This window comes from Rathayibacter sp. PhB186, assembly GCF_003751825.1.
Lineage (GTDB): Bacteria > Actinomycetota > Actinomycetes > Actinomycetales > Microbacteriaceae > Rathayibacter > Rathayibacter festucae.
The window spans coordinates 201,388-223,587 of record NZ_RJKO01000002.1; the positions used below are offsets into that span (position 1 = coordinate 201,388).

Below are 22,200 nucleotides of genomic sequence, written 5' to 3' on the forward strand. Positions count from 1 at the left end.
CGCGGGCTACTCGATCAGCATGAGAGGGCAGTGCGGGCTTGTCGGTCACCAGGGATGCAGTGGGCGGCTCCACTCATGCTGGTCGAGTAGCCGCGCAGCGGCATATCGAGACCCGCCCCGTCGGCTCCTGCTGCAACGCCGAACGGCCGGCCCCCGAGGGGACCGGCCGTTCGTCGTGGTGATACCGCGGATCAGTTGTTCGAGGACAGCTTCTCGCGCAGTGCGGCGAGCGACTCGTCGTCGGCGAGGGTTCCGCCGCCGGCAGCCGACTCGGTGTTGGTGAAGCCGCCGCCGACCGAGACGCCCTCGGAGACCGTGGCGGCCTCCTCCTGCGACTTGGCGACCTGGGCCTTGTGGGCCTCCCAGCGAGCCTGAGCAGCGGCGTACTCCTGCTCCCAGGCCTCGCGCTGGGACTCGAAGCCCTCGCGCCACTCGTTGGTCTCCGGGTCGAAGCCGTCGGGGTACTTGTAGTTCCCCTGGTCGTCGTACTCGGTGGCCATGCCGTAGAGCGCCGGGTCGAACTCGGTGCCCTCGGGGTCGACGTTCTCGTTCGCCTGCTTGAGCGAGAGCGAGATGCGACGACGGTCGAGGTCGATGTCGATGACCTTGACGAAGACCTCTTCACCGACCGACACGACCTGCTCGGCGAGCTCGACGTGCTTGCCCGAGAGCTCGGAGATGTGGACGAGGCCCTCGATGCCGTCCGCGACGCGGACGAAGGCACCGAACGGGACCAGCTTCGTGACCTTGCCCGGGGCGACCTGACCGATCGCGTGGGTGCGGGCGAAGACCTGCCACGGGTCCTCCTGCGTCGCCTTGAGCGAGAGCGACACGCGCTCGCGGTCGAGGTCGACCTCGAGGATCTCGACGGTGACCTCCTGGCCCACCTCGACGACCTCGGAGGCGTGCTCGATGTGCTTCCAGGAGAGCTCGGAGACGTGGACGAGACCGTCGACGCCGCCGAGGTCGACGAACGCACCGAAGTTGACGATCGAGGACACGACGCCCTTGCGGACCTGACCCTTGTGCAGGTTGTTCAGGAACGTGGTGCGGCTCTCGGACTGCGTCTGCTCGAGGAGCGCGCGACGCGACAGGACCACGTTGTTGCGGTTCTTGTCGAGCTCGAGGATCTTCGCCTCGATCTCCTGGCCGAGGTACGGCGTGAGGTCGCGGACGCGGCGCAGCTCGATGAGCGAGGCCGGGAGGAAGCCGCGGAGGCCGATGTCGACGATGAGCCCGCCCTTGACGACCTCGATGACCGAACCGGTGACGACACCGTCGGACTCCTTGATCTTCTCGACGTCGCCCCACGCACGCTCGTACTGCGCGCGCTTCTTGGAGAGGATCAGGCGACCCTCCTTGTCCTCCTTCTGCAGGACGAGGGCTTCGACGCTGTCGCCCACGTTGACGACCTCGGAGGGGTCGACGTCGTGCTTGATGGAGAGCTCACGCGAGGGGATGACGCCCTCGGTCTTGTAACCGACGTCGAGGAGGACCTCGTCGCGGTCGATCTTCACGACGGTGCCTTCGATGAGGTCTCCGTCGTTGAAGAACTTCAGAGTCTTTTCGACCGCGGCAAGAAAGTCTTCAGCAGACCCGATGTCGTTGATCGCGACCTGCTTGGTTGCCTTTTCGGTCGTTGCGGTTGTCATTAAGGGATGCTCCAGGATGGATGGGTATCGGGCGGCGGGCACCGACACGCCCGAGGGCGTGACGCGGTGGTGACCACTGCGGAGGTGATGGGGATGCCGTGACCGGGAGGAGCTCGAGAGCCCGGACCGTGATCCCGGATCTCCAGCGCACCGTGGGCACGGCGGCGCCACGAATGTGACGTTCCAGACTATCGAACCGACCGGGGTGAGAGCAATCTCGAGGGGCCCCGTTCCGCGTGTCCTGGCGGGTTCCGTCGGTCGGCAGCCGCCCGACGGAGGTCAGGCCCCGGCGCCGAGGCTCGCGCGGAGGGTATCGAGCCCGACACCGCCGAGATCGAGGGCGCGGCGGTGGAACGATGCGAGCGAGAAGTCCGCCCCGTCGCGCGCGCTCGCCTCGTCCCGCAGCTCCTCCCAGATCCGCTGGCCGATCTTGTAGGAGGGCGCCTGGCCGGGCCAGCCGAGGTAGCGGTTGACCTCGAAGCGGACGAAGGCGTCGTCCATGTTGACGTTCGCGCGCAGGAAGGCGAGGGCGGACTCGGCCGTCCAGACGTCCGAGGAGCCGGGCATCCGCTTCTGCAGGTGCACGCCGATGTCGATGACGACGCGGGCGGCGCGCATCCGCTGCCCGTCGAGCATCCCGAGGCGGTCGGCCGGGTCGTCCAGGTAGCCGAAGCGCTCCATCAGCCGCTCGGCGTAGAGGGCCCAGCCCTCGGCGTGCCCGGAGCTGCCGGCGAGCTGGCGGCGCCAGGTGTTTAGGCTCGCGCGGTTGTAGACGGCCTGACCCACCTGCAGGTGGTGACCGGGGACGCCCTCGTGGTAGACGGTCGTCAGCTCGCGCCAGGTGGCGAACTCGGTGACGCCCGGCGGGACGGACCACCACATCCGGCCGGGGCGCGAGAAGTCGTCGCTCGGGCCGGTGTAGTAGATGCCGCCCTCCTGGGTCGGCGCGATGCGGCACTCGAGGCGGCGGAGCTCGTCCGGGATGTCGAAGGCGGTGCCCGCGAGCTCGCTCACGGCCCGGTCGCTGGTCTCCTGCATCCAGCGCTGCAGCGCATCGACGCCGTGCAGGGTGCGGGCGGGGTCGGTGTCGAGGTGCGCGATCGCCTCGGCGACACTCGCGCCGGGCAGGATCTCGCGGGCGATCGCCTCCTGCTCGGCGGTCATCCGTGCGAGCTCCTCGATCCCCACTCGTAGGTCTCGTCGAGGTCGACCACCGCGCCGAGGAAGCGGCGCGACTGCAGCGCGTAGTGCTCGCGGCCCACCGCGTCCTGCTCCGTCGCGGCCGGGCCGAGCTCGGTGCGGAGGAACCGGGCGAGGCCGCCGTAGGCCGCGGAGGCGCGACGGGCGCCCTCCTCGAGCCGCAGCGAGAGCGACGCGGGCAGCGATCCGGTGGCCGGAGCCGCGTCGGCGGCCAGTGCCGCGAAGAACCCCCGCGGACCGGCGATCGTCTCGGCCTGCTCGGCGACGAGGCCGACCTGGCGGCGCGCCGGCGTCACCCCGGCGCCGATGCCAGCGCGGAGGGTCTCCGCGTAGCCGGCGAGGGCGGCCGGGACCGCGAGGAGCCGCTCCGCCACGTCCTCCCAGTCGCTCACGGAGTCGGTCGGCATCAGGTCGAAGACGTCGCGCAGCTCCTGCGCGGGCGAGGCGATCACGTTCAGATCGCGGAGCGGCAGCTGCGCCGCGTGCGCCTCGAGCGACAGCCGCAGGTCCGCCCCCAGATCGGCGACCGTCACCGCGTCGACCGCGTCGACCGGCTCGGCGGACTCGAGCTCGGCCAGCGCGGCGGCCGTCGCCGCCCGCGCCCGCTCCACGCCCTCCGGCGACAGGTCGCCGAGTCGGCGGTTCGCCTCGGCGCGGCCGATCGAGGTGCCGAGGGTGGGCTCGAGCTCGACGAGGGTGTCGACCCAGCGCTCGGCGACGAGGTCGACGGCGGTGGGCTCGCGGGAGATGTCGGAGGTCATGCCTTCGAGCCTAGCCAGCGGTCCGGAACGGCCCGGGCCGGCGGGCGCCGCGCGACGTCAGTGCGCCGCGACGTCCCAGTCGGAACCGTGGCCGACCTGCACCTCGAGCGGGACGGAGAGATCGACCGCGCCGGCCATCCGCGCGCGGACGACCTCCTCGAGCACGTCCTCCTCGCCGGGGGCCACGTCGAAGATCAGCTCGTCGTGCACCTGCAGCAGCATCCGCGACTCCAGGCCCTTCTCGCCGATGTCGGCCTGGACCCCGATCATCGCGATCTTCATGATGTCGGCGGCCGAGCCCTGGATCGGCGAGTTCAGCGCGGCGCGCTCCGCGTTGTCGCGGAGGACGCGGTTGCCGCTCTGGAGGTCGGGGAAGGGGCGGCGGCGACCGAAGATCGTCTCGGTGTAGCCGGTCTCCCGCGCCTGCTCGACGACCGTGCGGAGGTAGTCGCGGACCGCGCCGAAGCGGACGAAGTAGTCGGTCATCAGCTGCTTGGCCTCGTTGCTGGAGATGCGCAGCTGCTTGGAGAGGCCGAAGGCGCTCAGTCCGTAGGCGAGCCCGTAGGACATCGCCTTGACCTTGTTGCGCATCGCCGAGGTGACGTCCGACGGCTCGACGCCGAAGATCCGCGCGCCGACGAAGCGGTGCAGGTCCTCGCCGCTGTGGAAGGCCTCGATCAGGCCGGCGTCGCCGGAGAGGTGCGCCATGATCCGCATCTCGATCTGCGAGTAGTCGGCGGTGATCAGGGTGCTCGCCTGCTCGCCGTGCACGAACGCGGTGCGGATGCGGCGGCCGACCTCGCTGCGGACCGGGATGTTCTGCAGGTTCGGGTCGTTCGACGAGATCCGCCCGGTCGCGGTGCCGGTCTGGTCGTAGCTGGTGTGGATCCTGCCGTCGGCGGTGACCGACTTCTCCAGCGTCTCGATGATCTGCTTGAGCTTGGTCGCGTCGCGGTGCTCGAGCAGGAGACCGAGGAACGGGTGCGGGTGCGACTCCTGCAGGTCCGCCAGGGCGGACGCGTCGGTCGTGTAGCCGGTCTTCGTCGCGCGGGTGCGCGGCATCGCCAGCTCCTCGAAGAGGACCTGCTGCAGCTGCTTGGGCGAGCCGAGGTTCATCTCGTGCCCGATCTCGGCGAAGGCGCGGTTCGCGAGGTCGACGGAGGTGGCGGTGAGCTCGCCGCGGAGGCGCGCGAGCACCTCGGCGTCGATCGCGACGCCGGTGAGCTCCATCGTTGCGAGGACCTGCACGATCGGCAGCTCGATGTCGACGAGCACCGAGAGCATGCCCTCGCCGAGCAGCTCGGTCTGCACGCCGACCAGGCGGTGCGCGTACCAGGCCTCGGTCGCGGGACCGATCGGCGGGGCGGTCGGGACGAGCTGGTTCGGGTCGCCCTGGATCATCGCCTCGTCGAGGTACTGCTGGACCTGGGCCGGCAGCGTCGCCGCGTGACCGGTGGGCTGCAGGAGCCACGCCGCGATGCGGGTGTCGAAGGCGAGTCCGGCCACCGGGAGCCCGGCCCGGCGCAGCGCCTTGACCTGCGGCTTGGCGTCGGCGAAGTACTTGGGGGCGTCGCTCGCGAGCCACTCCTCGAGCGCGGTGTAGTCGGGCCGGCCGGCGGCCCAGGGCACGAAGGCCGACTCCGCCTCGACCGACAGGCCGATGCCCTCGAGGCCGCCCTCGCCGAGCTGCACCTGCACGGCGACGGGCACGGTGCCGTTCGCGGAGACCCGGGCGAGCCAGTGCGCGAGCTCCTCGTCGACCAGGTTCCGCACGGCCGGAGCCGCGGTCACGACGGCGTCGCCCGCGAGCGCCTCCGCCGCGCCCTCGACGCCCTCGTCGGCGGCGATCGTGAGCACGCGCTCCTGCAGCGTCCTGAACTCGAGTCGGCTGAAGATCTCGCGGACCGCGTCCGGGTCGATCGGACGGCGGTCGAGGTCGTTCGGGCCGAGCGGCAGCTCGACGTCGGTGATCAGGCGGTTGAGCCGGCGGTTGCGGAGCGCGTTCTCCTTCTGCTCACGCAGCTTCTCGCCGACGACGCCCTTGATCTCGTCGGCGTGGGCGATGATGTCCGCGACGGTGCCGTACTGGTTGACCCACTTGGCGGCCGTCTTCGGGCCGACCTTGTCGACGCCGGGCAGGTTGTCGCTCGTCTCGCCGACGAGCGCCGCGATCTCGGGGTACTGGTGCGGCTCGACGCCGTACTTCTCGAAGACCTTGTCGCGGTCGTAGCGGGTGAGCTGCGAGACGCCCTGGGTCGACGGGTAGAGCAGGGTGACGTCGGGCGTCACCAGCTGGATGGTGTCGCGGTCTCCCGAGACGACCAGCACGCGGAAGCCCGCCTCGGCGCCCTGGCGGGCGAGCGTGGCGAGGATGTCGTCGGCCTCGAAGTCCTCCTTCGAGACGGTGCGGATGTTCATCGCGTGCAGCGCCTCCTCGAGGAGGGGGACCTGGCCCTTGAACTCGGGCGGGGTCTCGCCGCGGGTGCCCTTGTACTCCGGGTACTCGCGGGTGCGGAACGAGTAGCGGGAGATGTCGAAGGCGACGCCGAGGTGCGTCGGCTTCTCGTTCTTCAGCAGCAGGATCAGCATCGACAGGAAGCCGTGGATGGCGTTCGTGTGCTGCCCGTCGCGGGTCTGGAAGCTGTCGACCGGGAGGGCGTAGAACGCCCGGAACGCGAGCGAATGACCGTCGATGAGCAGGAGGGTAGGCTGTTCCGGATCTGACACAGGGCAAGACTACACAGCGCCTCCGACACCGGTTCGGGCCCGGTCCCGCCCGTCGGCGGAGGGCCTCCGGGAGGCCCAGCACGAGGAGCACCGTGACCGAATACGCCCCCGCCGCCGCGACCGCCGCCCCCTGGGTCCGCCCGCCCGTCCTCGATCTCGAGGCGCACATCGGGCGCGGCATGGGCGAGCTCGCCGAGCGGATGGGCATCGTCTGGCACGAGCTCACCCCGGAGCACTCGGTCGCGTCGATGCCCGTCGAGGGCAACCGCCAGCCGGTCGGCATCCTGCACGGCGGCGCGCACGTCGTCCTCGCCGAGTCGATGGGCTCGATCGCCGCAAACGTGCACGCCGGCGCGGGACGCCTCGCGATGGGCATCGAGCTGAACGCGAGCCACAGCCGCTCGATCACCCACGGCCACGTGATCGCCACCTGCGACGCCATCCACCTCGGCTCCACCCTCACCACCCATGAGATCGTCGTCCGCGACGAGCAGGGCCGCCGCCTCAGCACGGTCCGCATCACGAACATCCTCCGCGACGCGCGCTGACCGCTCCGCTCAGTCCGCACCGGGGACGACGGCGACGACGACGGAGCCGAGCACGAGGACCGTGCCCGCCGCCGCGACGAGGGGCTTCGGCGAGTCCACGGCGACCGCCAGGAGCGCCCCCGCGAGACCGACCGCCACCTCCGCGGAGCACGCGACGATCATCGGCCGCGCCGCCGTGCGCTCCAGCAGCCACGAGTCCTCGACGACCGGGAAGGCGCGAGGCAGGAGCGCGAGGAGGGAGACGACGAGCGGGAGGAGCACCAGCGGCGGTGTCCGCCCCAGCTCCTGCAGGCAGGCGCCCAGCATGAGCTCGAGCACCACGGTCGCCGTGACGAGCAGCAGTCCGAGCCTGGACCGGGACGCGCGCCGGGTCGACTCCCGTGATCGGTTCGCAGGGCGCAACGAAAGACTCCCCCGTCTGAGGACGGGTCCTGCACCCGTGCCTCGTCCGTTCTAGCGGCGGCCCGCCTCGGCCGTACCGCCCTGTCGTTGGACGTGAGCTGAATGGCGCGGGCCGCCCGCGGGCCGGCGGACGACGGGCTCCGCTAGGGCGTGCCCGCGCCGCCGACCCCGGCCGGGCGATTTCGACGGGTGACGCGTGAGCGTGCGCGCGACCTCACACGCTGGCCGTTCCTTCAAGGCGCGGCGGGAACGGTCACGACGACGACCGACCCGATGAGAAGCATCAGCCCCGCCGCGACCAGGTTCGGCGTCTGAGAATCGATGAGGGGCGCCAGCGTCGCCCCCACTAGCCCGACCGCACCCTGGGAGTAGTACGAAGCAGATGTCACTCGTGGAGCCGTCCGTTCGAGCAGCCACGATCTCTCGACCAGCGGAATCGCTCGGGGAACGAACGCCAGCAGCGGGACCATGACGAGAAGCGTCACCAGCGGAGAGGAGTGCCGCACCTCGGGGAACGACGCCCCGATGATGAAGAACGAAACCAGGCACACCGTGAAGACGATCAAGCCGAGCCTCGATCGAGGTGCACCCCACCGTGCCTCGGGTGTCGTCGACGTCTTCCTCATGGAATCACTCCTTGCAGGGCTCGCTGACGGGGAACGAAGCCACCGCCACATAGTGCAGATGACGGATGCCGACGCACTTCCCCTCGTCCTCGGCACGATTGGCGGCATCGATCGCGACCGCCGCCCCCAGCTCGCATGCCCAGCTGGCGCCACCGCAGATGAAGGCCAACACGACCGTCACGGCACCGGACTGGCTAGCCAGACGGTGAGAGTCGGAACGGCTCAGCAGAAAGGTGCAGAAGGCCGCATCGCATTCCACACTCGGATCCGCGACGACGGGATAGGTGGCTCCCGCGTGCTGCACGTGCTGGACGACGACGGCGCCGTCGATCTCGTACCAGGTGTCGACAGGAGCACCGCCGGCGTCGACCGCCCACGGTTCCGCGATCGTGTTGACGACGTTCCCGAGCGAGTCGGAGACGGTGATGCCGCCACTGCTCGTGAGCTCGAGGTGCGCGTCAGCGCCTGCAGCGGTGACCGCGAAGCGGTACTCCTCCGGCGCCGCCGCTCCCTTGACGACCACGTAGCCGGCGGCGGCCGCGGTCTTCTCAGAACTGGTGAGCACGTAGTCGGCGTGCTCGCCCTCGTAGAGGAGGACACCGGGCTGCACCTCCTCGCCGGTCGACTCCGTCACCGGTGCCAGCGAGAGCGACCCCTGCGGTGTGGACACCGTCAGTCCGTCGACATCGTCGAGTTCCTCGGAGGCGAGGTCACGCCCTCCTTCCGAGTGGATCCCCTCGTGTGAGGGCACGGACTCGCCCGCGACGATGCCCGCCTCGGGTCCCGTCACTCCGGAAGCCAGGAGGTCGCGCTCATCCAGGGCGTTCAGCGCATCCCTGCCGTCCTCGGCGGTACTCGCCGCCGACGACTCCGACAGCGACCGTGGACTCGCCTCCGCAGGGGCGCTCCCGAGCGCAGCGGCCGCGAAGACGAGAGCGGTGAGAAGAACGGAGGAAGGCCTGGTCAGTGATTTCATCGTGCGCTCCATTGCGTCGACATCGCACGAGAAAGCTTGCACCTGCGGTCGCTGGGCCTCGTCGAACTCGAACGATGATCTCTCCACCCGGATGCCTCGGTGTCGTCATCGGAGAAGGCGGACCATTTCCGCGAGACCCACGACCATCCTGGTATGGCATTGATAGCAACGAGATCCGACCGGGTGCAACCGCTGTCGCCCTGTGCCGGTCGTCACGCGACAGAGCCGGCGCAGGTCGATGGTCAGCCGCTCCGGACGAGGAGCCCGCGACGGGTCCGCAAGCCCCTGCTGCGGCGGGGCGGGCGACCTAGGCTCGGGGCGTGACCTTCCGCGATCTGCTGCGCTCCCTGCCGTCCATGCCCTCCGAGCTGCCCGACTTCGACGCGGAGGCGGCTCCGGCCGACCCGGTCGAGCTGTTCGGGCAGTGGCTGGAGGCGGCGAAGGACGCCGGCCAGCTCCTCCCCCACGGCGCGACGCTGTCGACCGCCGACGCCGACGGGACCGTCTCGGCGCGGGTGCTCGTGCTGCGCGACATCGACGACGCCGGCTGGGCGTTCTCGACCCACGCCTCCAGCCCCAAGGGGCGGGCGATGGCGGCGAATCCGCACGCCGCGCTGACCTTCTTCTGGCCGGTGCAGGGCCGGCAGGTCCGGGTGGAGGGCCGCGTCGAGCGCGCGTCCGCCGAGGAGTCGAAGAAGGACTTCCAGCGGCGCTCCGAGGCGGCGCGCACGGCACTGCTGGTCGGCCGGCAGAGCGAGCCGATGAAGCGCGCCGAGGACTTCGACCTGGTGACGCTGCAGACCGGCGTCGCCGTCGCCTGCTCCCCCGCGACGCTCGACCGCGACTGGGCCGTCTACCACGTCGTGCCCGAGCGGATCGAGTTCTGGCAGGGCTCGACCAGGGCGGAGCAGGACCACACCCGCCTGCTGTACAGCGCACCCGGGGCGGGAACGACGGAGGCGGGCGGCTCCCCGTGGGAGCGCACCCGCCTCTGGCCGTGACGGCGCGGCCCTCGGGCCGCCGCCGCCCTACTTCTTGGGGCTGAGCTGCTCGATGATCGCCTGGGCGACGTCATGCATGGTGAGGCGGCGGTCCATCGACGCCTTCTGGATCCAGCGGAACGCCTCGGGCTCGGAGAGGCCCATCTTCTCGTTGAGCAGGCCCTTGGCCCGGTCGACGAGCTTGCGGGTCTCGAAGCGCTCGACCATGTCGGCGACCTCGGCCTCGAGGGTGAGGATCTGGGCGTAGCGGGAGAGGGCGATCTCGATCGCCGGCAGCAGGTCGTTCGGCGTGAACGGCTTGACCACGTAGGCCAGCGCGCCGGCCTCGCTCGCGCGCTCGACCAGCTCCTTCTGGCTGAAGGCGGTCAGCAGGACCACCGGAGCGATGTGCGCCTTCGAGAGGCGCTCGGCGGCGGAGATGCCGTCGAGCTGGGGCATCTTCACGTCCATGATCACCAGATCGGGGCGCAGCTCGGTGGCGAGGGCCACGGCCGTCTCGCCGTCGCCCGCCTCACCGACGACCTCGAAGCCGTTGTCGCGGAGGATCTCCACGATGTCCATGCGGATGAGCGATTCGTCCTCTGCGACGACGACCCGACGGGGTGCGGTCTGCGGAGTTTCCTGGTCTGTCACGCCGAAGAGCCTACGGTATTCTCGACAGGCTCGTGATGAGCCGGTGTGGCGGAATGGCAGACGCGGGGCACTCAAAATGCTCTGTCCGAGAGGGCTTGTGGGTTCGAGTCCCACCACCGGTACCGCAGGCGCCCCGCGCGCGTCGCCACTTCGCTAGCGTCGTCGGATGGACGATTCCTCGGCGGCCTGGCCGCTCTTCTCCCTCGTGCTGCGCACGCCGCGCCTCGAGCTGCACCCGGTCCGCGACGCCGATCTGCCGGCCCTCGCCGCGGCCGCCGTCGCCGGGATCCACGAACCCGGCCGATCGCCGTTCCCCGCGGCCTGGGCCGAGGCGCCCGCCGAGCAGCTGCCCGCCGATCTCGCCCGCTACCAGTGGTCGCTCCGTGCGGCGACGCGGCCGGACTCCTGGCGCGTGGCCTTCGCGATCGTCGAGGACGGCGCGGTGATCGGCTGCCAGGACCTGCTCGCCGACGAGTTCGCGGCGCGGCGCACCGTCTCCTCCGGCTCGTGGCTCACGCGCGCGGCGCAGGGGCGCGGTCTCGGCCGGGAGATGCGGGCGGCGGCCCTGCTGCTCGCCTTCGACCACCTCGGTGCGGAGGTGGCGGAGAGCAGCGCGCTGGCCTGGAACGCGGCGTCGATCCGGGTGTCGACCGGGCTCGGCTACGAGCCCAACGGCACCCAGCGCACGGTCGGCGCCGACGGAGTGGCGGTCGAGGAGATCCGGTTCCGCGTCACGCCCGAGACGTTCCGCCGCCCGGAGTGGGAGCTCGAGGTGTCCGGCCTCGAGGCGGCCCGCGCGCTCCTGATCGCCGAGCCGGCGGCGGACTCCTAGCGAGAACCGGCGAGCCGAGCCGCTCAGAACTCCGCGAGGCTCCCGCGCAGGCCGCCCCCGGGGTACTCCCGCCGCAGGATCCCGCGGCGGCGCAGGATCGGCACCAGCTCGTCGAGCATCCGGTGCAGCGTCACCGGGTGGAAGTCGCCGGAGAACGCGACGCCGTCGTTGTCCGCGTCGTCGCCGAGCTCCTGGACGAAGTCGGCGACCTCCTCCGCGGTGCCCACCACTCCGCTGCGGTCGGCGATCAGGCCGAGCCGGGCCTTCGCGGTGAGAAGGGCGCGCAGCGGAGCGTCCTCGTCGGCACCGCCGTAGAGGCCGGCGATGCTGCCGCGCGAGACGTGCTCGCCGAAGACCGCCGGGTCGACCGGGCGGTCGAGGTCCAGCGCGGTCAGGTCGGTCTCGAGGTCGCTCGACCAGGCGGCCGCGGCGGTGAGCAGCGCCGCGTCGTCGGGGTGCGCGGAGGCGTCGACGAGGCGCTGCGCCTCCTCCCGGCTCGAGACGATGATCGGCTTGAAGACGAACAGGATCGTCAGGTCGTCGGGGTTCCGGCCGTGCGCGGCGGCCGCGGCGCGGGCCCGCTCGCGGTAGGCGCGGACCGTCGCGGTGTCGAGCGAGGCGAGGGCCAGCTGGATCTCGGACTGCGCGCCGGCGAAGTCGATGCCGCGCGGCGAGCCGCCGGGCGAGACGATGACCGGCTCGCCGGGTGCCGCGGCGGCCCCCGCTGAGGATCCGGTGCCGAACGGCAGCGCGTTCAGCGGGCCGTCGAAGGAGTAGTGCGTCCCGCGGTGCTGCAGCGCGTGCAGCCGGTCGCCGTCGGCGAAGCGGCCGGTCGCCTCGTCCTGGATCAGCGCGCCGTCGTCCCAGCTGCGCCAGAGCTCGCGCAGGGAGTCGAGCCACTCGTGCGCGCGGTCGTAGGCGCCGTCGTGCGGGAGCGGCTCGAGGCCGAAGTGCCGGCTGCTGCCGACGTCGGTGACGACGTTGAGCCCGAGCCGGCCGCCGCTGAGGTGCTGCAGCGTGGCGAACTGGCGCGCCGCCTGATACGGGCTGTAGGCCATCGGGTTCACGGTCGGCGCGACGCCGAGGTACCGCGTCGCCTCGAAGAGCGACGGCGCCAGCAGCAGCGGGTCGTGCTTGGGTCCGCCGTAGGCCCGGCGGATCCGGAGATCGAGGGTGCTCGCGTTCCCGAGCGACAGCGCGTCCTCGATGATGACGAGGTCGAAGCCGGCCTGCTCGAGCTCGCGGGCGCTTCGCCGGTAGACCTCCGCCGTCGTCCAGGAGTGGTCCCACTCCCAGCCGGGCTGCCCCCAGGCCTGCGGCCCGAAGCCGCGGGAGAGGAACCAGGCGAAGTGCTGCGGCCGGCTCACGACGCCTCCGCCAGCACGAGCGGCCGGACGGCCGCGGCGCGCAGTCCGAGCTCGAGGTCGGCGAGCAGGTCCTCGACGTCCTCGATGCCGATGGAGAGCCGCAGCAGACCGGGGCCGATCCCCGCGGCCTCGAGCTGCTCGGCGGTGCGGCCGACGTGCGTGGTGGAGGCCGGGTGCAGCACGAGCGAGCGGACGTCACCGAGGTGGGTCATCCGGGTGAAGAGGCCGAGCGCGTCGGAGAAGCGGCGCGCCGCCTCCTCCCCGCCGTGCAGCGTGAAGGAGAAGACCGAGCCCTGCCCGAGCGGCAGCAGGCGGCGGGCGAGCGCGTGCGAGGGGCTGGAGGCGAGTCCGCTGTAGTCGACGCTCGCGACCTCGGGCCGCTCCTCCAGCCAGCGCGCGACGGCGAGGGCGCTGCGCGACTGGTGGCGGACGCGCAGCGACAGCGTCTCGAGGCCCTGCTCGAGCAGGAAGGCGGTGAGCGGCGAGACGGTCGGCCCCATCCGGCCGGCGACGACGTGGCGGGCGTAGTCGGCGAAGGCGCGCTCGGGATCGCCGCCGCGCTCGATCGCGGCGGCGAGGTGCGGATACTGCGGCGTGCGCCAGTCGAAGCGGCCGCCGTCCACGATCACGCCGGCGATCACGGCGCCGTGCCCGGCCAGGAACTTGCTCGCCGAGTGCACGACGATGTCGGCCCCGTGCTCGAGCGGGCGGAGGAGGTACGGGGTCGCGAAGGTGTTGTCGACGACCACGGGGACACCGGCGCGGTGCGCGACCTCGGCGACGAGCCGGACGTCCACCACGTCGTTGCGCGGATTCGGGATCGATTCGATCAGGACGGCGCGGGTGCGCTGGGTGATCGCGGTGGCCCAGGCGAGCGGATCGTCGGCGTCCTCGACGAACGTGGCGCCGACGCCGAGGCGGGCGAGGTTCTCCAGCAGGAGGTTGCGGGTGCCCTCGTAGAGGCTCGCGGCGGCGACCACGTGATCGCCCGCGGAGGCGAGCGCGAGCAGGGCGACCGAGACGGCCGCCTGGCCGCTGCCGACCACGAGCGCGTCGACGCCGCCCTCGAGGGCGGCGAGGCGGCGCTCGACGGCGTCGGTGGTCGGGTTGCCGACCCGCGTGTAGGTGTAGCCGTCCGCGCCGGCGAAGCGGTCGCGCGCCTCGTCGAAGGAGTCGAAGCTGAAGCCGGCCGTGAGGTAGATCGGGGTGCGCCGCGCGTGCAGCGCGTCCTCGACCGCTCCGGCGTGCAGCTGCCGGGTCGAGAAGCCCCAGCCGTCCTCGCTCGCGTGCCCGTGCCGTGCCATGATCCGCCTCCCTCGTGCCCGCCCTCCGGCAGTGGGCACCACCGTGGCAGAGGAGGAGGGCGGCGCGTCCGGCCGTTACCCGGCGTTACGCCCGAGCGTCACCAGAACATCGTCCCGGGCGCGCCCTTGAACGGTCCGACCACGCGGGAGGTGATCCAGCCGCCGTAGAAGTCACCCGGCTGCGGCTGCACGGTCTCGCCGTCGACGGTGCAGGAGTCCATCCGCCCCGGGTAGAGCGCGACCGTGTCGACGAGCTGCTCGAAGCCCGGCATCGGCTCCGGGTAGATCCAGCCGGCCGCCTCGGCGACCGCTCCGCCGCCGCGGATCGTCAGGTAGGAGGCCGCGCCCTTGAACTCGCAGATGCTGCGACCGGGGGCGGGCTCGAGCGCGCCCTCCGCGAACGCGCTGCGCGGCAGGTAGTAGACGGGCGGGTGGCTGGTCTCGAGGACGCGGAACGCCTCCCGGGTGTCGGCGACGACGACGCCGCCGAGCCGGACCACGACGTGCTCGGCGGTCGGCTCGACCCTGGGCGGTCGCGGGTAGTCCCAGACGGATTCCTGTCCCTCGGCGGGGGGTGTGCGCTTCATCCGGCCCACGCTACGCGGGCGGGCGGCGGCGCCTCTCCCGCTCCCAGGCGATGCGCGGCCGGGCACGTCGGAGGTCCGCGGATCACCGCCGGGACGGCACGGGGTCGCCGCGGTCGCGTAACGTCGACCTTGCGCCGGAATCCCGAGACCGCGCGCAGAAGGATTACACGCGTGCCCGAAGAATGCATCCACGGTCTCGACATCGCCCTCTGCGACGTCTGCTCCCCCGCCAAGCTCCCCGAGCCGCAGGGGCGCACGCGCGCACCGGTGCGCGTGCCGGGGACGTCCCGTGCGGCCACCGCGCGCGCCGCCGCCCGCGGCACCGCCCGCGAGAAGCCGCTCCCCCAGGTGGACATCACCGCGCAGCGCATCTACCACGTGACCCACCTCGACAACCTCGAGGCGATCGTCGCCGCCGGCGCCGTCCTGGCCGACCAGAACCTCGAGGGCCGCCCCGCGGTCGACGTCAGCGCCGAGACGACCCGCGAGCACCGCCGCGCCGTCCAGGTCAAGGACGGGGTCAGCGTCGCGGGCTACGTGCCGTTCTTCCTCTCCCCCGACGCCGCGCTCTGGGCCGACCTCCGCGGCGACCGCGTGCTCCCGCACTGGTCGCCCCGCGCGCACACCACCACCGCGTCGCAGTTCGTCGTCCTGGTCGGCTCGCTGTCCTCCGCGCCCGTGCTGAGCGACGGCGACGCGTCGCACGTGCTCACCCGCTTCACCGAGGGCGACGCGCTCGTGCGCACCTTCGCGCGGCTCCTCGTCGACGAGCCCGCGCTGCGCAGCGCCGAGGCGCTCGTGCCGGACCGCTTCCCGATCGAGGAGATCGCCGTCGTCGGCGTGCCGTCGGTCACCATGAAGAACAAGGTCAAGGCGATGTTCGAGAACAGCGGAGCCTCTCCCCGCGTCGCGGTCTACCCGCCCTGGTTCCACCCGGTCGCCGAAGAGGAGTGACGCGGCGGAGTGATGCGGCGGAGTCGGCCGGAGCGGTCGGCTCCTACGCCCCCTCGAGCAGGTCGAGCCGGTCGGCGAGGTAGCGCTCGAGCGGCATGAGGCCCTGCTCGCCGAGGCCGGGTGCCCAGCGGACCACCACCCGGTCGCCGCGGAGCGACAGCGGCTCCTGACCGGCGGCGAGGCTCTCGGCGTCGATCGCCAGGCGGCGCCAGCCGTGGTTGACGATCTCGCCCTCCTGGAAGGGTCCGTCGAAGGCGGCCTTCCGGATCTCCCGGCGCGCCTCCTGCGACTCCGACTGGTTGTTGGCGTGCAGCGGCGCGACGGAGCGGGTGACCGAGCCGGTCGCGAAGACGTCGCCGTCGTGCCCGAGCAGCAGGACGCCGAGTCGCCAGGCCCGGGTGACCGGGGCCATCACGGGCGCGCGGCGGAAGCCGAGGATCGCGCGCGGCCGGCGGAGCTCGGCGAGGGCCTGATCGGGCACACCGCGGAGCTCGAGCTCGACGACGGTCTGCGCGAGCAGCTCCTGCAGCGCGGCGGCGGCGCTCGTCGCCTCGTCCGATGCCGTCATCGACCGCGCTCCCGTCCGCTCCCCTGCGCGCGACCGCGTCCGGCCGGCTCCACCAGCCTAGGACGGCTGACGACGGCGGCGAGCCGGGGTCCGGAGACGCCGACGGCGCGCCCGCCCCGGAGGGTGGACGCGCCGTCGGGGCGGATCAGATCGCCGAGGCGAGGACCTCGTCGAGCTTCGCGGAGGCCTCCTCGTCGGTGGCCTTCAGCGCGAGCGAGAGCTCCGAGACCAGGATCTGGCGGGCCTTGAGCAGCATGCGCTTCTCGCCGGCCGAGACTCCGCCGGCCTGCTCGCGGCGCCAGAGGTCGCGGACGACCTCGCTGACGCGGTAGACGCTGCCGCTCGCCATCTTCTCCTGGTTGGCCTTGAACCGGCGCGACCAGTTGCTGGCCTCCTCGGCCACGTCGCTGCGGAGCACGTCGTAGACGGCCTGCACGCCGGCGTCGTCGATGATCTCGCGGACCCCCACGAGCTCGGCGTTCTCGACGGGCAGGGTGATCGTGAGCTCGCTGGTGTGCACGTTCATCGTCATGAACGTCTTCTCGACGCCCTTGACCGAGCGCTTCTCGAGCCCGGTGATCGTCACCGCTCCGTGGTGCGGGTAGACCAGGGTCTCGCCGACCTCGAATGTCATCATGTCGTGCCTTTCGTCGTGGGGCGTGGTGGGAGGGAGGAGGAGTCCGGGGCCCGCAGCGGCGCGTCGGCCAGCCAGGGCGGGAGGAGCGCGACGAGCTGCTCGACGAGCTCCTCGTCGGTGCCGTCGAGTCCGCCCGCGAGCCAGGCGCCGACCACGGCGAGCACGCCGCCGGCCGCGAAGGTCGCCGTCAGCTCGGGATCGACGCCGGCGGGGGCGTCGACGCGAGCGAGCACCTCGCGGTGGAGGGCGAGCACGGTGTCGAGGACGGCGTCGTCCGAGGCGACCCGGGCCGAGGCGCGGGCGCGGAGCCGGGCGTGGAAGGCGTGCCGGTCGACCAGCCGGTCGACGAGGCGGACGTAGCCGCGCCGGAGCGCGCGGGCGCCGGAGCCGTCCGCGGGGTCGGGAGCGGCGACGTCCGCGACGACGAGGTCCTCGCGGAGGAGGGCGGAGGCGACGGCCGCCGCGTCCTCGAAGTGCGAGTAGAACGAGCTGCGGCTGATACCGGCCTCGCGGACGATGTCGCTGACCGCGATGCCCTCGGCACGGCCGCCGTCGGTCTGCATGACGAGCCGCTCGACTGCGTCGAAGACCCGGCGGCGGGTGCGGCGCGTGCGCGGATCGGCCGACGCGGGCCCCGGGGTGACGGGTGCCTCCACTCCGTGCGGAGAGGCGGCTCGAGCGGAAGACATCTTCGGCAGTCTACCACTTCCCGGACAGGTGTTCGGAAAACCCGGAGACTGGTGGGCCGGTCGGCTCCGGCTCGCGAGAAGCGGTTCGGCACGCGGGATCCGGTAGATCCGTCGTGCCCGACGCGTTTCAGCGTGCCGGAGGCGTGCGCGGCTGCTCGCGCCATCACCTGTGGCACGCGGAACCGGCCTCGGCACGCGGAGACCAGCAGGTACGGCGAGCCGAGCGCCATTCCACGAGCCGAACCTGCCCGCGGCTACTCCCCCACCACCTCCGGCTCGTGAGACCGAGTTGGGCACGCGGGAACGAGCAGTTCCGACGTGCCGGACGTGAATCCGCGAGCCGAACGGGTACGCGGCCACTCCCCGCACCACCTCCGGCTCGCGAAACCGCCTTCGGCACGCGGGAACGCACCGATCCGACGTGCCAGACGTGAATCCGCGAGCCGAACGGGTACGCGGCCACTCCCCGCACCACCTCCGGCTCGCGAAACCGGCTTCGGCACGCGGGAACGAGCCGATCCGACGTGCCGGACGTAATTCTGCGAGCCGAACGGGCAGTCGGCTGCTCCGCGCGCCACCTCCGGCTCGTAGAAGCGGGTTCGGCACACGGGAACGAGCGGTTCCGGCGTGCCGGGAGCGATTCCGCGAGCCGGAGGTGCGCGGAATGGGCCGCGGCAGAACGGCGGCGTCCGAGCCCGGGTCAGCTCGCAGCGGTGCGGGTCGCGGCGAGGCGGCCGAGGCGGGTGCGTGCCGCGCGCTCGCTGGGCGACACCGTGCCGAGGTAGAGCTCGAGGGAGCGCATCAGCAGGCGGGTCGCGGTGATCGCGGGCCACCACGGGCGGCGGAGGCCGAGGAGGCGGCGCACCTCGGGCGACAGCGACGCGGTGGCGCCGGCGAAGAGCAGCGGGTAGATCAGCCCGGCCTCCCCGGGGAGCTTCACCGTCCGGAGGAACTCGACCGCCTCGTGCACGCGCTCGTCGGGACGCAGCTCCCCCGCGAACCCGGCCAGCTGCTCGCGCAGCTCGGCGACGCTCTCGGGCGGGTTCTCCACCCCGAGCAGGCGGCCCGACGCGGCCCACTCGCGGACGTAGGCGTCGGCACCGCCCGGGATCGGGCCGCCCCAAAGCTCGTGCGCGCCGAGGAACGCGTCGGTGAAGGCGTCGTGCACCCAGAGCAGCAGCCGCGGATCCTGCGCCGAGTAGTGCCGCTCGACGTCGGTCGCGTCCTGGTAGGTGCCGACGATCCGCTCGTGCACGCCGGTCACCCAGCGGGCGGCTCCGGAGGCGGTGGCGGTGTCGCCGAAGCTGGTGGTGAGCACCCAGCGCACGGTGTTGTCGAGGCGGCCCATCGGGTCCTCGCGGTAGCGGGAGTGGTCGTGCACGCCGGCCATCGCGCCCGCGTGCAGCGTCTGCATCAGCAGGGCGCGGACGCCGGCGACCATCGTCGGCATCGCGCCGTTGACGGCCCAGACGGCGCTGCCGGGGCCGAAGAGGCCCGCGTCGTCGCCCGTCTCAAGGGCGGCGACCCAGTCGGGGCGGGGGCGGGGGCGGCGTCGACTCATCCATCGAGTCTGCGCTCGGATCCTGGGTGCGACCGTCTCTTCCCTCACTCCGCCAGGGGTGCTACAGGGCAGGAGGTTCCCGGGCCGCCGGGCTCGTCCGAGGTCCTCGGATCACGCCGGGGGTGCCGGGCCCGCCTCACTCCCCCAGCAGCTCCCGCAGGTCGTCGGCGGTGAGCGCCTGCGCGAACAGCTCGCCCTCGTCGAGGACGGCGGTGCTCAGGCGCGCCTTGCGCTCCTTCAGCCGGACGATCTTCTCCTCGATCGTGTCCTTCGCGACCAGTCGGTAGACGTTGACCCGGCGCTCCTGGCCGATGCGGTGCGCGCGGTCCACCGCCTGGGCCTCGGCGGCGGGGTTCCACCAGGGGTCGAGGATGAAGACGTGGTCGGCCTCGGTCAACGTGAGCCCGGTCCCGCCCGCCTTCAGGCTGATCAGGAACACCGGCGCGGCTCCGGAGCGGAACTCGTCGATCACCGCACCCCGGTCGCGGGTGGAGCCGTCGAGCTGCACGAACGGGATCCCTCGCCGCCGCAGCCGCTCGGCCGCGCGCTCCAGGTACGAGGTGAAGGTGCTGAAGACGAGCGCCCGGCGCCCCTCCGCCAGAACGTCGTCGAGCTGCTCGATCAGCGCGTCGAGCTTGGCCGAGGGCACGTGCCGGTACGCGGGATCGACCAGCGAGGCGTCGAGGGCGAGCAGCCGGAGCAGCGTGAGGGAGCGGAACACGGTGAAGCGCTGGCGGTCGAGGTCGTCGACGAGCCCGAGGAGCTTCCGCCGCTCGCGCTGCAGATAGCCGTCGTAGAGCACGCGGTGGCTCGGAGCGAGGGTGACCTCGAGGGTCTGCTCCTGCTTCTCGGGCAGCTCGGGCGCCACCGCCTCCTTCGTCCGGCGCAGCAGGAACGGGCGGATCCGGCGGCGCAGCCTCTCGAGGCGCCGCCGCGCACCCTCGGAGTGCGAGACCGTGCGCCCCGCCGACAGGTCCGGCGAGACGATGCCGACCGGCTCGTCCGCGTGCAGGATCGGGCGGGTGAACTCCTCGCGGAAGCGGCGGAGCGACGGCAGGAGACCGGGCGCGGTCAGCGCGAGGACGGCCCACAGCTCGTCGAGCGAGTTCTCGAGCGGCGTGCCCGTGAGGGCGAGGGTGATCGGCGCGCCGACGCCGCGGGCGGCCCGGTGCGCCTGCGAGGACGGGTTCTTCACGAACTGCGCCTCGTCGAGGACGAGCGCCGACCACTCCCGCTCGGCCCACTGCTCGCCGGCCAGGCGGAGCACCGCGTAGCTGGTGACCACGACGTCGAGGTCGGCCGGCAGGGCGGCGAGGGTGTCGCCGCGCCCGTCCCGGGTGCTGGTCACCGCTGCGACCCGGAGCGACGGGGCGAAGCGGGCCGCCTCCGAGAGCCAGCCGGGCAGCACCGAGGTCGGCGCGACCACGAGGAAGGGCGCGGCGCGGACTCCGGCGGCGCGCGCCTCCTCGACCGCCTGCAGCATCATCGCGAGGGTCTGCAGCGTCTTGCCCAGCCCCATGTCGTCGGCGAGGATCCCGCCGAGCCCATGGCGGCGGCGGTGCACGAGCCAGGAGTAGCCCTCGCGCTGGTACGAGCGCAGCTCGCCGGTGAGGCCGGCCGGCGGCTCGACGTCGACCGGCGCACCCGCGGCCAGCGCGTTCTCGAGCACGACCTTCCAGGCGTCGGAGGGGGTACTCGCGTCGGCGAGCTCGTCCAGCTCCTCCCAGAGCGCGGTCTGGTGGCGGCCGATCCGCGGGCCGGTCTCCCACTCCTCGAGCTCGTCGGCGCGCTGCAGCAGCTCGCGGAGCCGGTCGAGGCCGGGATGGGCGAGCGAGAGGTAGGAGTGGTCGACGAGCCGGATCCGGTCGCCGCCGTTCGCGAGCGCGCGGAACAGCGGGCCGAAGGGGACGCTCGCGTCGCCGATCGTGACCACGACGCCGAGATCGAACCAGTCGGCGCTCTCGGTGTCGGCCGCGGTGAGCGTGAGGGTGAGCGGTCCGTTCAGCAGCCGGTAGTCGGGCTGCTTGCCCTCGCGCTCGATCCGCACGCCGCCGACGCCCTCCATGAGCGGCAGCTGCTCGACGACGAAGACCGCCGCCGCCGCGCCGCGCAGGACCGCGGGCCGGTCGACGTCGGGGACGACGTCCGACTGCGCGGCCGCCAGGACGGTCCGGGCGCGGCGGAGGATCGAGTCCTCGAGCGCGTGGTCGCCGGCACCGTCGAGCTCGCGCGCCCGGTCGGCGCTGCGCCGCCAGTGGAAGCCGACGCGGACGACGCGGCGCGGCTCGAACGAGACGGTGCAAACCAGCCGGGGCGGCTCGGGCTCGTCCAGCTCCATCCCGGCGTCCGCGCCCCGCACAGCGACTCGGCCGCGCAGGGTCGGCAGGTGCTCCGCCAGGAACTCGGCGACGTCCTCCGCCGGGATGCCCGTCGGCTCGGGATGGCGGAGCAGCCGCAGCTCCTCCTCGTCGAGCGGCTGCGGGGTCGGGGCGAGCAGCAGCGCGGTCGGGTCGCCGGCCTCCACCAGGTAGACGCCGTGCCGGGCGATGGGCCTGGCGGCCTCGAGCGGGCGCTCGCCGGCGTCGAGCCGGAGGACGGGGGTGAGCTCCAGGGCGCCCGCCAGCTCGGAGGCGACCAGGGCGACGTGCGCGGAGGCGGAGCGCGCGAGAGCACCCGTGCCGGTGGTCAGCAGCGGGATGCGCAGGCCCTCCGCCTGCTCGAGCAGCCGCCAGAGCAGCGGGCTCTCGTAGTCGTCGAGGTGGATCCAGTCCGGGTCCTGGCCGAGGTGCACGGTGCGGGTGGCCCGGTGCAGCGCGGCGAACTCGGCGAACCAGCGCTGGTGCGCCGGATCCAGCGAGAGCCGGTGGGTCTGGAAGTTCAGCGACTTCCAGGTGAGGGTCGTCCGGTTCCAGGCGCCGCCGCGGCCGGGCACGACCGGGCGGGTGGCGAGGCGGTGGTCGTCGCGCTCGGCGGGGTCGTAGGTCGCGGCGGTGACGCGCTCGCTCGTCGGCGCGCGCCACGGGTCGTCGGCGCGCCGGACCAGGCGGCGCAGCTCGAACTGCAGGCCGATCGGCGTGAGGGTCGGAGGCGGCTCTCCGGGGTCGCCGCCGCTGAGCTCGCCCACGCGGGCGCGCCAGGAGCCGGCGGACTTCTCGGGAGGCATCGCCCCATGCTG

The 22,200-nt window shown here is 72.6% G+C and carries 18 protein-coding genes, 1 tRNA gene and 1 pseudogene; 5 read left to right on the forward strand and 15 right to left on the reverse strand.

Annotated features, from left to right (window positions below; all coding sequences use genetic code 11):
- Window positions 1-191: 191 nt before the first annotated feature.
- The 3 genes and pseudogenes from rpsA to polA form a co-directional block, all read right to left on the reverse strand.
- Complete coding sequence (gene rpsA / locus EDF45_RS08615; protein ID WP_123446259.1) at window positions 192-1,652, reverse strand: 30S ribosomal protein S1; 1,461 nt, start codon at window positions 1,650-1,652, stop codon at window positions 192-194.
- Between the two features lie 279 nt (window positions 1,653-1,931).
- Window positions 1,932-3,613: pseudogene (locus tag EDF45_RS08620) on the reverse strand (DUF885 domain-containing protein).
- A gap of 57 nt (window positions 3,614-3,670) precedes the next feature.
- On the reverse strand, window positions 3,671-6,340 hold the full coding sequence (gene polA, locus EDF45_RS08625) for a DNA polymerase I (RefSeq protein ID WP_123735800.1): 2,670 nt from the start codon (window positions 6,338-6,340) through the stop codon (window positions 3,671-3,673).
- Between the two features lie 92 nt (window positions 6,341-6,432).
- Here polA and EDF45_RS08630 point away from each other — a divergent pair, with 92 nt between their 5' ends.
- Window positions 6,433-6,888 carry a PaaI family thioesterase gene (locus tag EDF45_RS08630; protein ID WP_374204775.1) on the forward strand — a complete coding sequence of 152 codons (456 nt, stop codon included), beginning with the start codon at window positions 6,433-6,435 and terminating at the stop codon, window positions 6,886-6,888.
- 9 nt (window positions 6,889-6,897) lie between these two features.
- Here EDF45_RS08630 and EDF45_RS08635 read toward each other — a convergent pair whose 3' ends face one another.
- The 3 genes from EDF45_RS08635 to EDF45_RS21025 all read right to left on the reverse strand — a co-directional run bounded on the left by EDF45_RS08635 (window position 6,898) and on the right by EDF45_RS21025 (window position 8,586).
- Window positions 6,898-7,209 (reverse strand): hypothetical protein, encoded by a 312-nt coding sequence (locus tag EDF45_RS08635; protein WP_123735801.1) that lies wholly within the window; start codon window positions 7,207-7,209, stop codon window positions 6,898-6,900.
- 314 nt (window positions 7,210-7,523) lie between these two features.
- Window positions 7,524-7,916 (reverse strand): hypothetical protein, encoded by a 393-nt coding sequence (locus EDF45_RS08640; protein WP_148060247.1) that lies wholly within the window; start codon window positions 7,914-7,916, stop codon window positions 7,524-7,526.
- Between the two features lie 4 nt (window positions 7,917-7,920).
- Window positions 7,921-8,586, reverse strand: a complete 666-nt coding sequence (locus EDF45_RS21025) for a hypothetical protein (protein WP_148060248.1) — start codon at window positions 8,584-8,586, stop codon at window positions 7,921-7,923.
- A gap of 626 nt (window positions 8,587-9,212) precedes the next feature.
- On the opposite strand from EDF45_RS21025, the gene EDF45_RS08650 reads away from it, so the two are divergent.
- Window positions 9,213-9,893 carry a pyridoxal 5'-phosphate synthase gene (locus EDF45_RS08650; RefSeq protein ID WP_123735804.1) on the forward strand — a complete coding sequence of 227 codons (681 nt, stop codon included), beginning with the start codon at window positions 9,213-9,215 and terminating at the stop codon, window positions 9,891-9,893.
- Between the two features lie 27 nt (window positions 9,894-9,920).
- Here EDF45_RS08650 and EDF45_RS08655 read toward each other — a convergent pair whose 3' ends face one another.
- The gene (locus tag EDF45_RS08655; RefSeq protein WP_123446252.1) at window positions 9,921-10,526 is read right to left on the reverse strand and encodes an ANTAR domain-containing response regulator; all 606 of its coding nucleotides are present in this window, start codon (window positions 10,524-10,526) and stop codon (window positions 9,921-9,923) included.
- A 39-nt stretch (window positions 10,527-10,565) separates the two neighbouring features.
- On the opposite strand from EDF45_RS08655, the gene EDF45_RS08660 reads away from it, so the two are divergent.
- Both EDF45_RS08660 and EDF45_RS08665 read left to right on the forward strand, forming a co-directional pair.
- Window positions 10,566-10,648, forward strand: a tRNA-Leu gene (locus EDF45_RS08660).
- 44 nt (window positions 10,649-10,692) lie between these two features.
- Window positions 10,693-11,358, forward strand: a complete 666-nt coding sequence (locus tag EDF45_RS08665) for a GNAT family N-acetyltransferase (protein WP_123735805.1) — start codon at window positions 10,693-10,695, stop codon at window positions 11,356-11,358.
- Between the two features lie 23 nt (window positions 11,359-11,381).
- On the opposite strand, the gene EDF45_RS08670 is transcribed toward EDF45_RS08665, so the two are convergent.
- The 3 genes from EDF45_RS08670 to EDF45_RS08680 all read right to left on the reverse strand — a co-directional run bounded on the left by EDF45_RS08670 (window position 11,382) and on the right by EDF45_RS08680 (window position 14,616).
- A complete protein-coding gene (locus EDF45_RS08670) occupies window positions 11,382-12,725 on the reverse strand; it encodes an LLM class flavin-dependent oxidoreductase (protein ID WP_123735806.1) in 1,344 nt (447 codons plus the stop codon).
- Entirely contained in the window at window positions 12,722-14,029 is a 1,308-nt protein-coding gene (locus EDF45_RS08675) for an O-acetylhomoserine aminocarboxypropyltransferase/cysteine synthase family protein (protein ID WP_123735807.1), read from the reverse strand. The genes EDF45_RS08670 and EDF45_RS08675 overlap by 4 nt, the downstream gene beginning before the upstream one ends.
- Window positions 14,030-14,127: 98 nt before the next feature.
- On the reverse strand, window positions 14,128-14,616 hold the full coding sequence (locus EDF45_RS08680; RefSeq protein WP_123735808.1) for a DUF427 domain-containing protein: 489 nt from the start codon (window positions 14,614-14,616) through the stop codon (window positions 14,128-14,130).
- A 171-nt stretch (window positions 14,617-14,787) separates the two neighbouring features.
- Between EDF45_RS08680 and EDF45_RS08685 the strand changes: the two genes are divergently transcribed.
- Window positions 14,788-15,570, forward strand: coding sequence for a DarT ssDNA thymidine ADP-ribosyltransferase family protein (locus EDF45_RS08685; RefSeq protein ID WP_159422559.1), 783 nt, complete (start codon window positions 14,788-14,790; stop codon window positions 15,568-15,570).
- A 43-nt stretch (window positions 15,571-15,613) separates the two neighbouring features.
- On the opposite strand, the gene EDF45_RS08690 is transcribed toward EDF45_RS08685, so the two are convergent.
- The 5 genes from EDF45_RS08690 to EDF45_RS08710 all read right to left on the reverse strand — a co-directional run bounded on the left by EDF45_RS08690 (window position 15,614) and on the right by EDF45_RS08710 (window position 22,188).
- Complete coding sequence (locus EDF45_RS08690; RefSeq protein WP_123735810.1) at window positions 15,614-16,138, reverse strand: hypothetical protein; 525 nt, start codon at window positions 16,136-16,138, stop codon at window positions 15,614-15,616.
- Between the two features lie 145 nt (window positions 16,139-16,283).
- Window positions 16,284-16,772: a CarD family transcriptional regulator gene (locus EDF45_RS08695; RefSeq protein WP_123446565.1), complete on the reverse strand. Its 489-nt coding sequence runs from the start codon at window positions 16,770-16,772 to the stop codon at window positions 16,284-16,286.
- Window positions 16,772-17,464, reverse strand: a complete 693-nt coding sequence (locus EDF45_RS08700) for a TetR/AcrR family transcriptional regulator (RefSeq protein ID WP_148060249.1) — start codon at window positions 17,462-17,464, stop codon at window positions 16,772-16,774. Before EDF45_RS08700 ends, EDF45_RS08695 begins: the two co-directional genes overlap by 1 nt.
- A gap of 700 nt (window positions 17,465-18,164) precedes the next feature.
- On the reverse strand, window positions 18,165-19,025 hold the full coding sequence (locus tag EDF45_RS08705) for an oxygenase MpaB family protein (protein WP_123735812.1): 861 nt from the start codon (window positions 19,023-19,025) through the stop codon (window positions 18,165-18,167).
- Window positions 19,026-19,161: 136 nt separating this feature from the next.
- Window positions 19,162-22,188, reverse strand: coding sequence for a DEAD/DEAH box helicase (locus EDF45_RS08710; protein ID WP_123735813.1), 3,027 nt, complete (start codon window positions 22,186-22,188; stop codon window positions 19,162-19,164).
- Window positions 22,189-22,200 lie beyond the last annotated feature (12 nt).

What these genes read in the sequence shown, in the direction of transcription:
- rpsA (WP_123446259.1), bottom strand. Translation starts at nt 1,652, where the DNA reads ATGACAACCGCAACGACCGAAAAGGCAACCAAGCAGGTCGCGATCAAC.
- EDF45_RS08640 (WP_148060247.1), bottom strand. Translation starts at nt 7,916, where the DNA reads ATGAGGAAGACGTCGACGACACCCGAGGCACGGTGGGGTGCACCTCGA.
- EDF45_RS08665 (WP_123735805.1), top strand. Translation starts at nt 10,693, where the DNA reads ATGGACGATTCCTCGGCGGCCTGGCCGCTCTTCTCCCTCGTGCTGCGC.
- EDF45_RS08675 (WP_123735807.1), bottom strand. Translation starts at nt 14,029, where the DNA reads ATGGCACGGCACGGGCACGCGAGCGAGGACGGCTGGGGCTTCTCGACC.
- EDF45_RS08680 (WP_123735808.1), bottom strand. Translation starts at nt 14,616, where the DNA reads ATGAAGCGCACACCCCCCGCCGAGGGACAGGAATCCGTCTGGGACTAC.
- EDF45_RS08690 (WP_123735810.1), bottom strand. Translation starts at nt 16,138, where the DNA reads ATGACGGCATCGGACGAGGCGACGAGCGCCGCCGCCGCGCTGCAGGAG.
- EDF45_RS08695 (WP_123446565.1), bottom strand. Translation starts at nt 16,772, where the DNA reads ATGACATTCGAGGTCGGCGAGACCCTGGTCTACCCGCACCACGGAGCG.
- EDF45_RS08700 (WP_148060249.1), bottom strand. Translation starts at nt 17,464, where the DNA reads ATGTCTTCCGCTCGAGCCGCCTCTCCGCACGGAGTGGAGGCACCCGTC.
- EDF45_RS08705 (WP_123735812.1), bottom strand. Translation starts at nt 19,025, where the DNA reads ATGAGTCGACGCCGCCCCCGCCCCCGCCCCGACTGGGTCGCCGCCCTT.
- EDF45_RS08710 (WP_123735813.1), bottom strand. Translation starts at nt 22,188, where the DNA reads ATGCCTCCCGAGAAGTCCGCCGGCTCCTGGCGCGCCCGCGTGGGCGAG.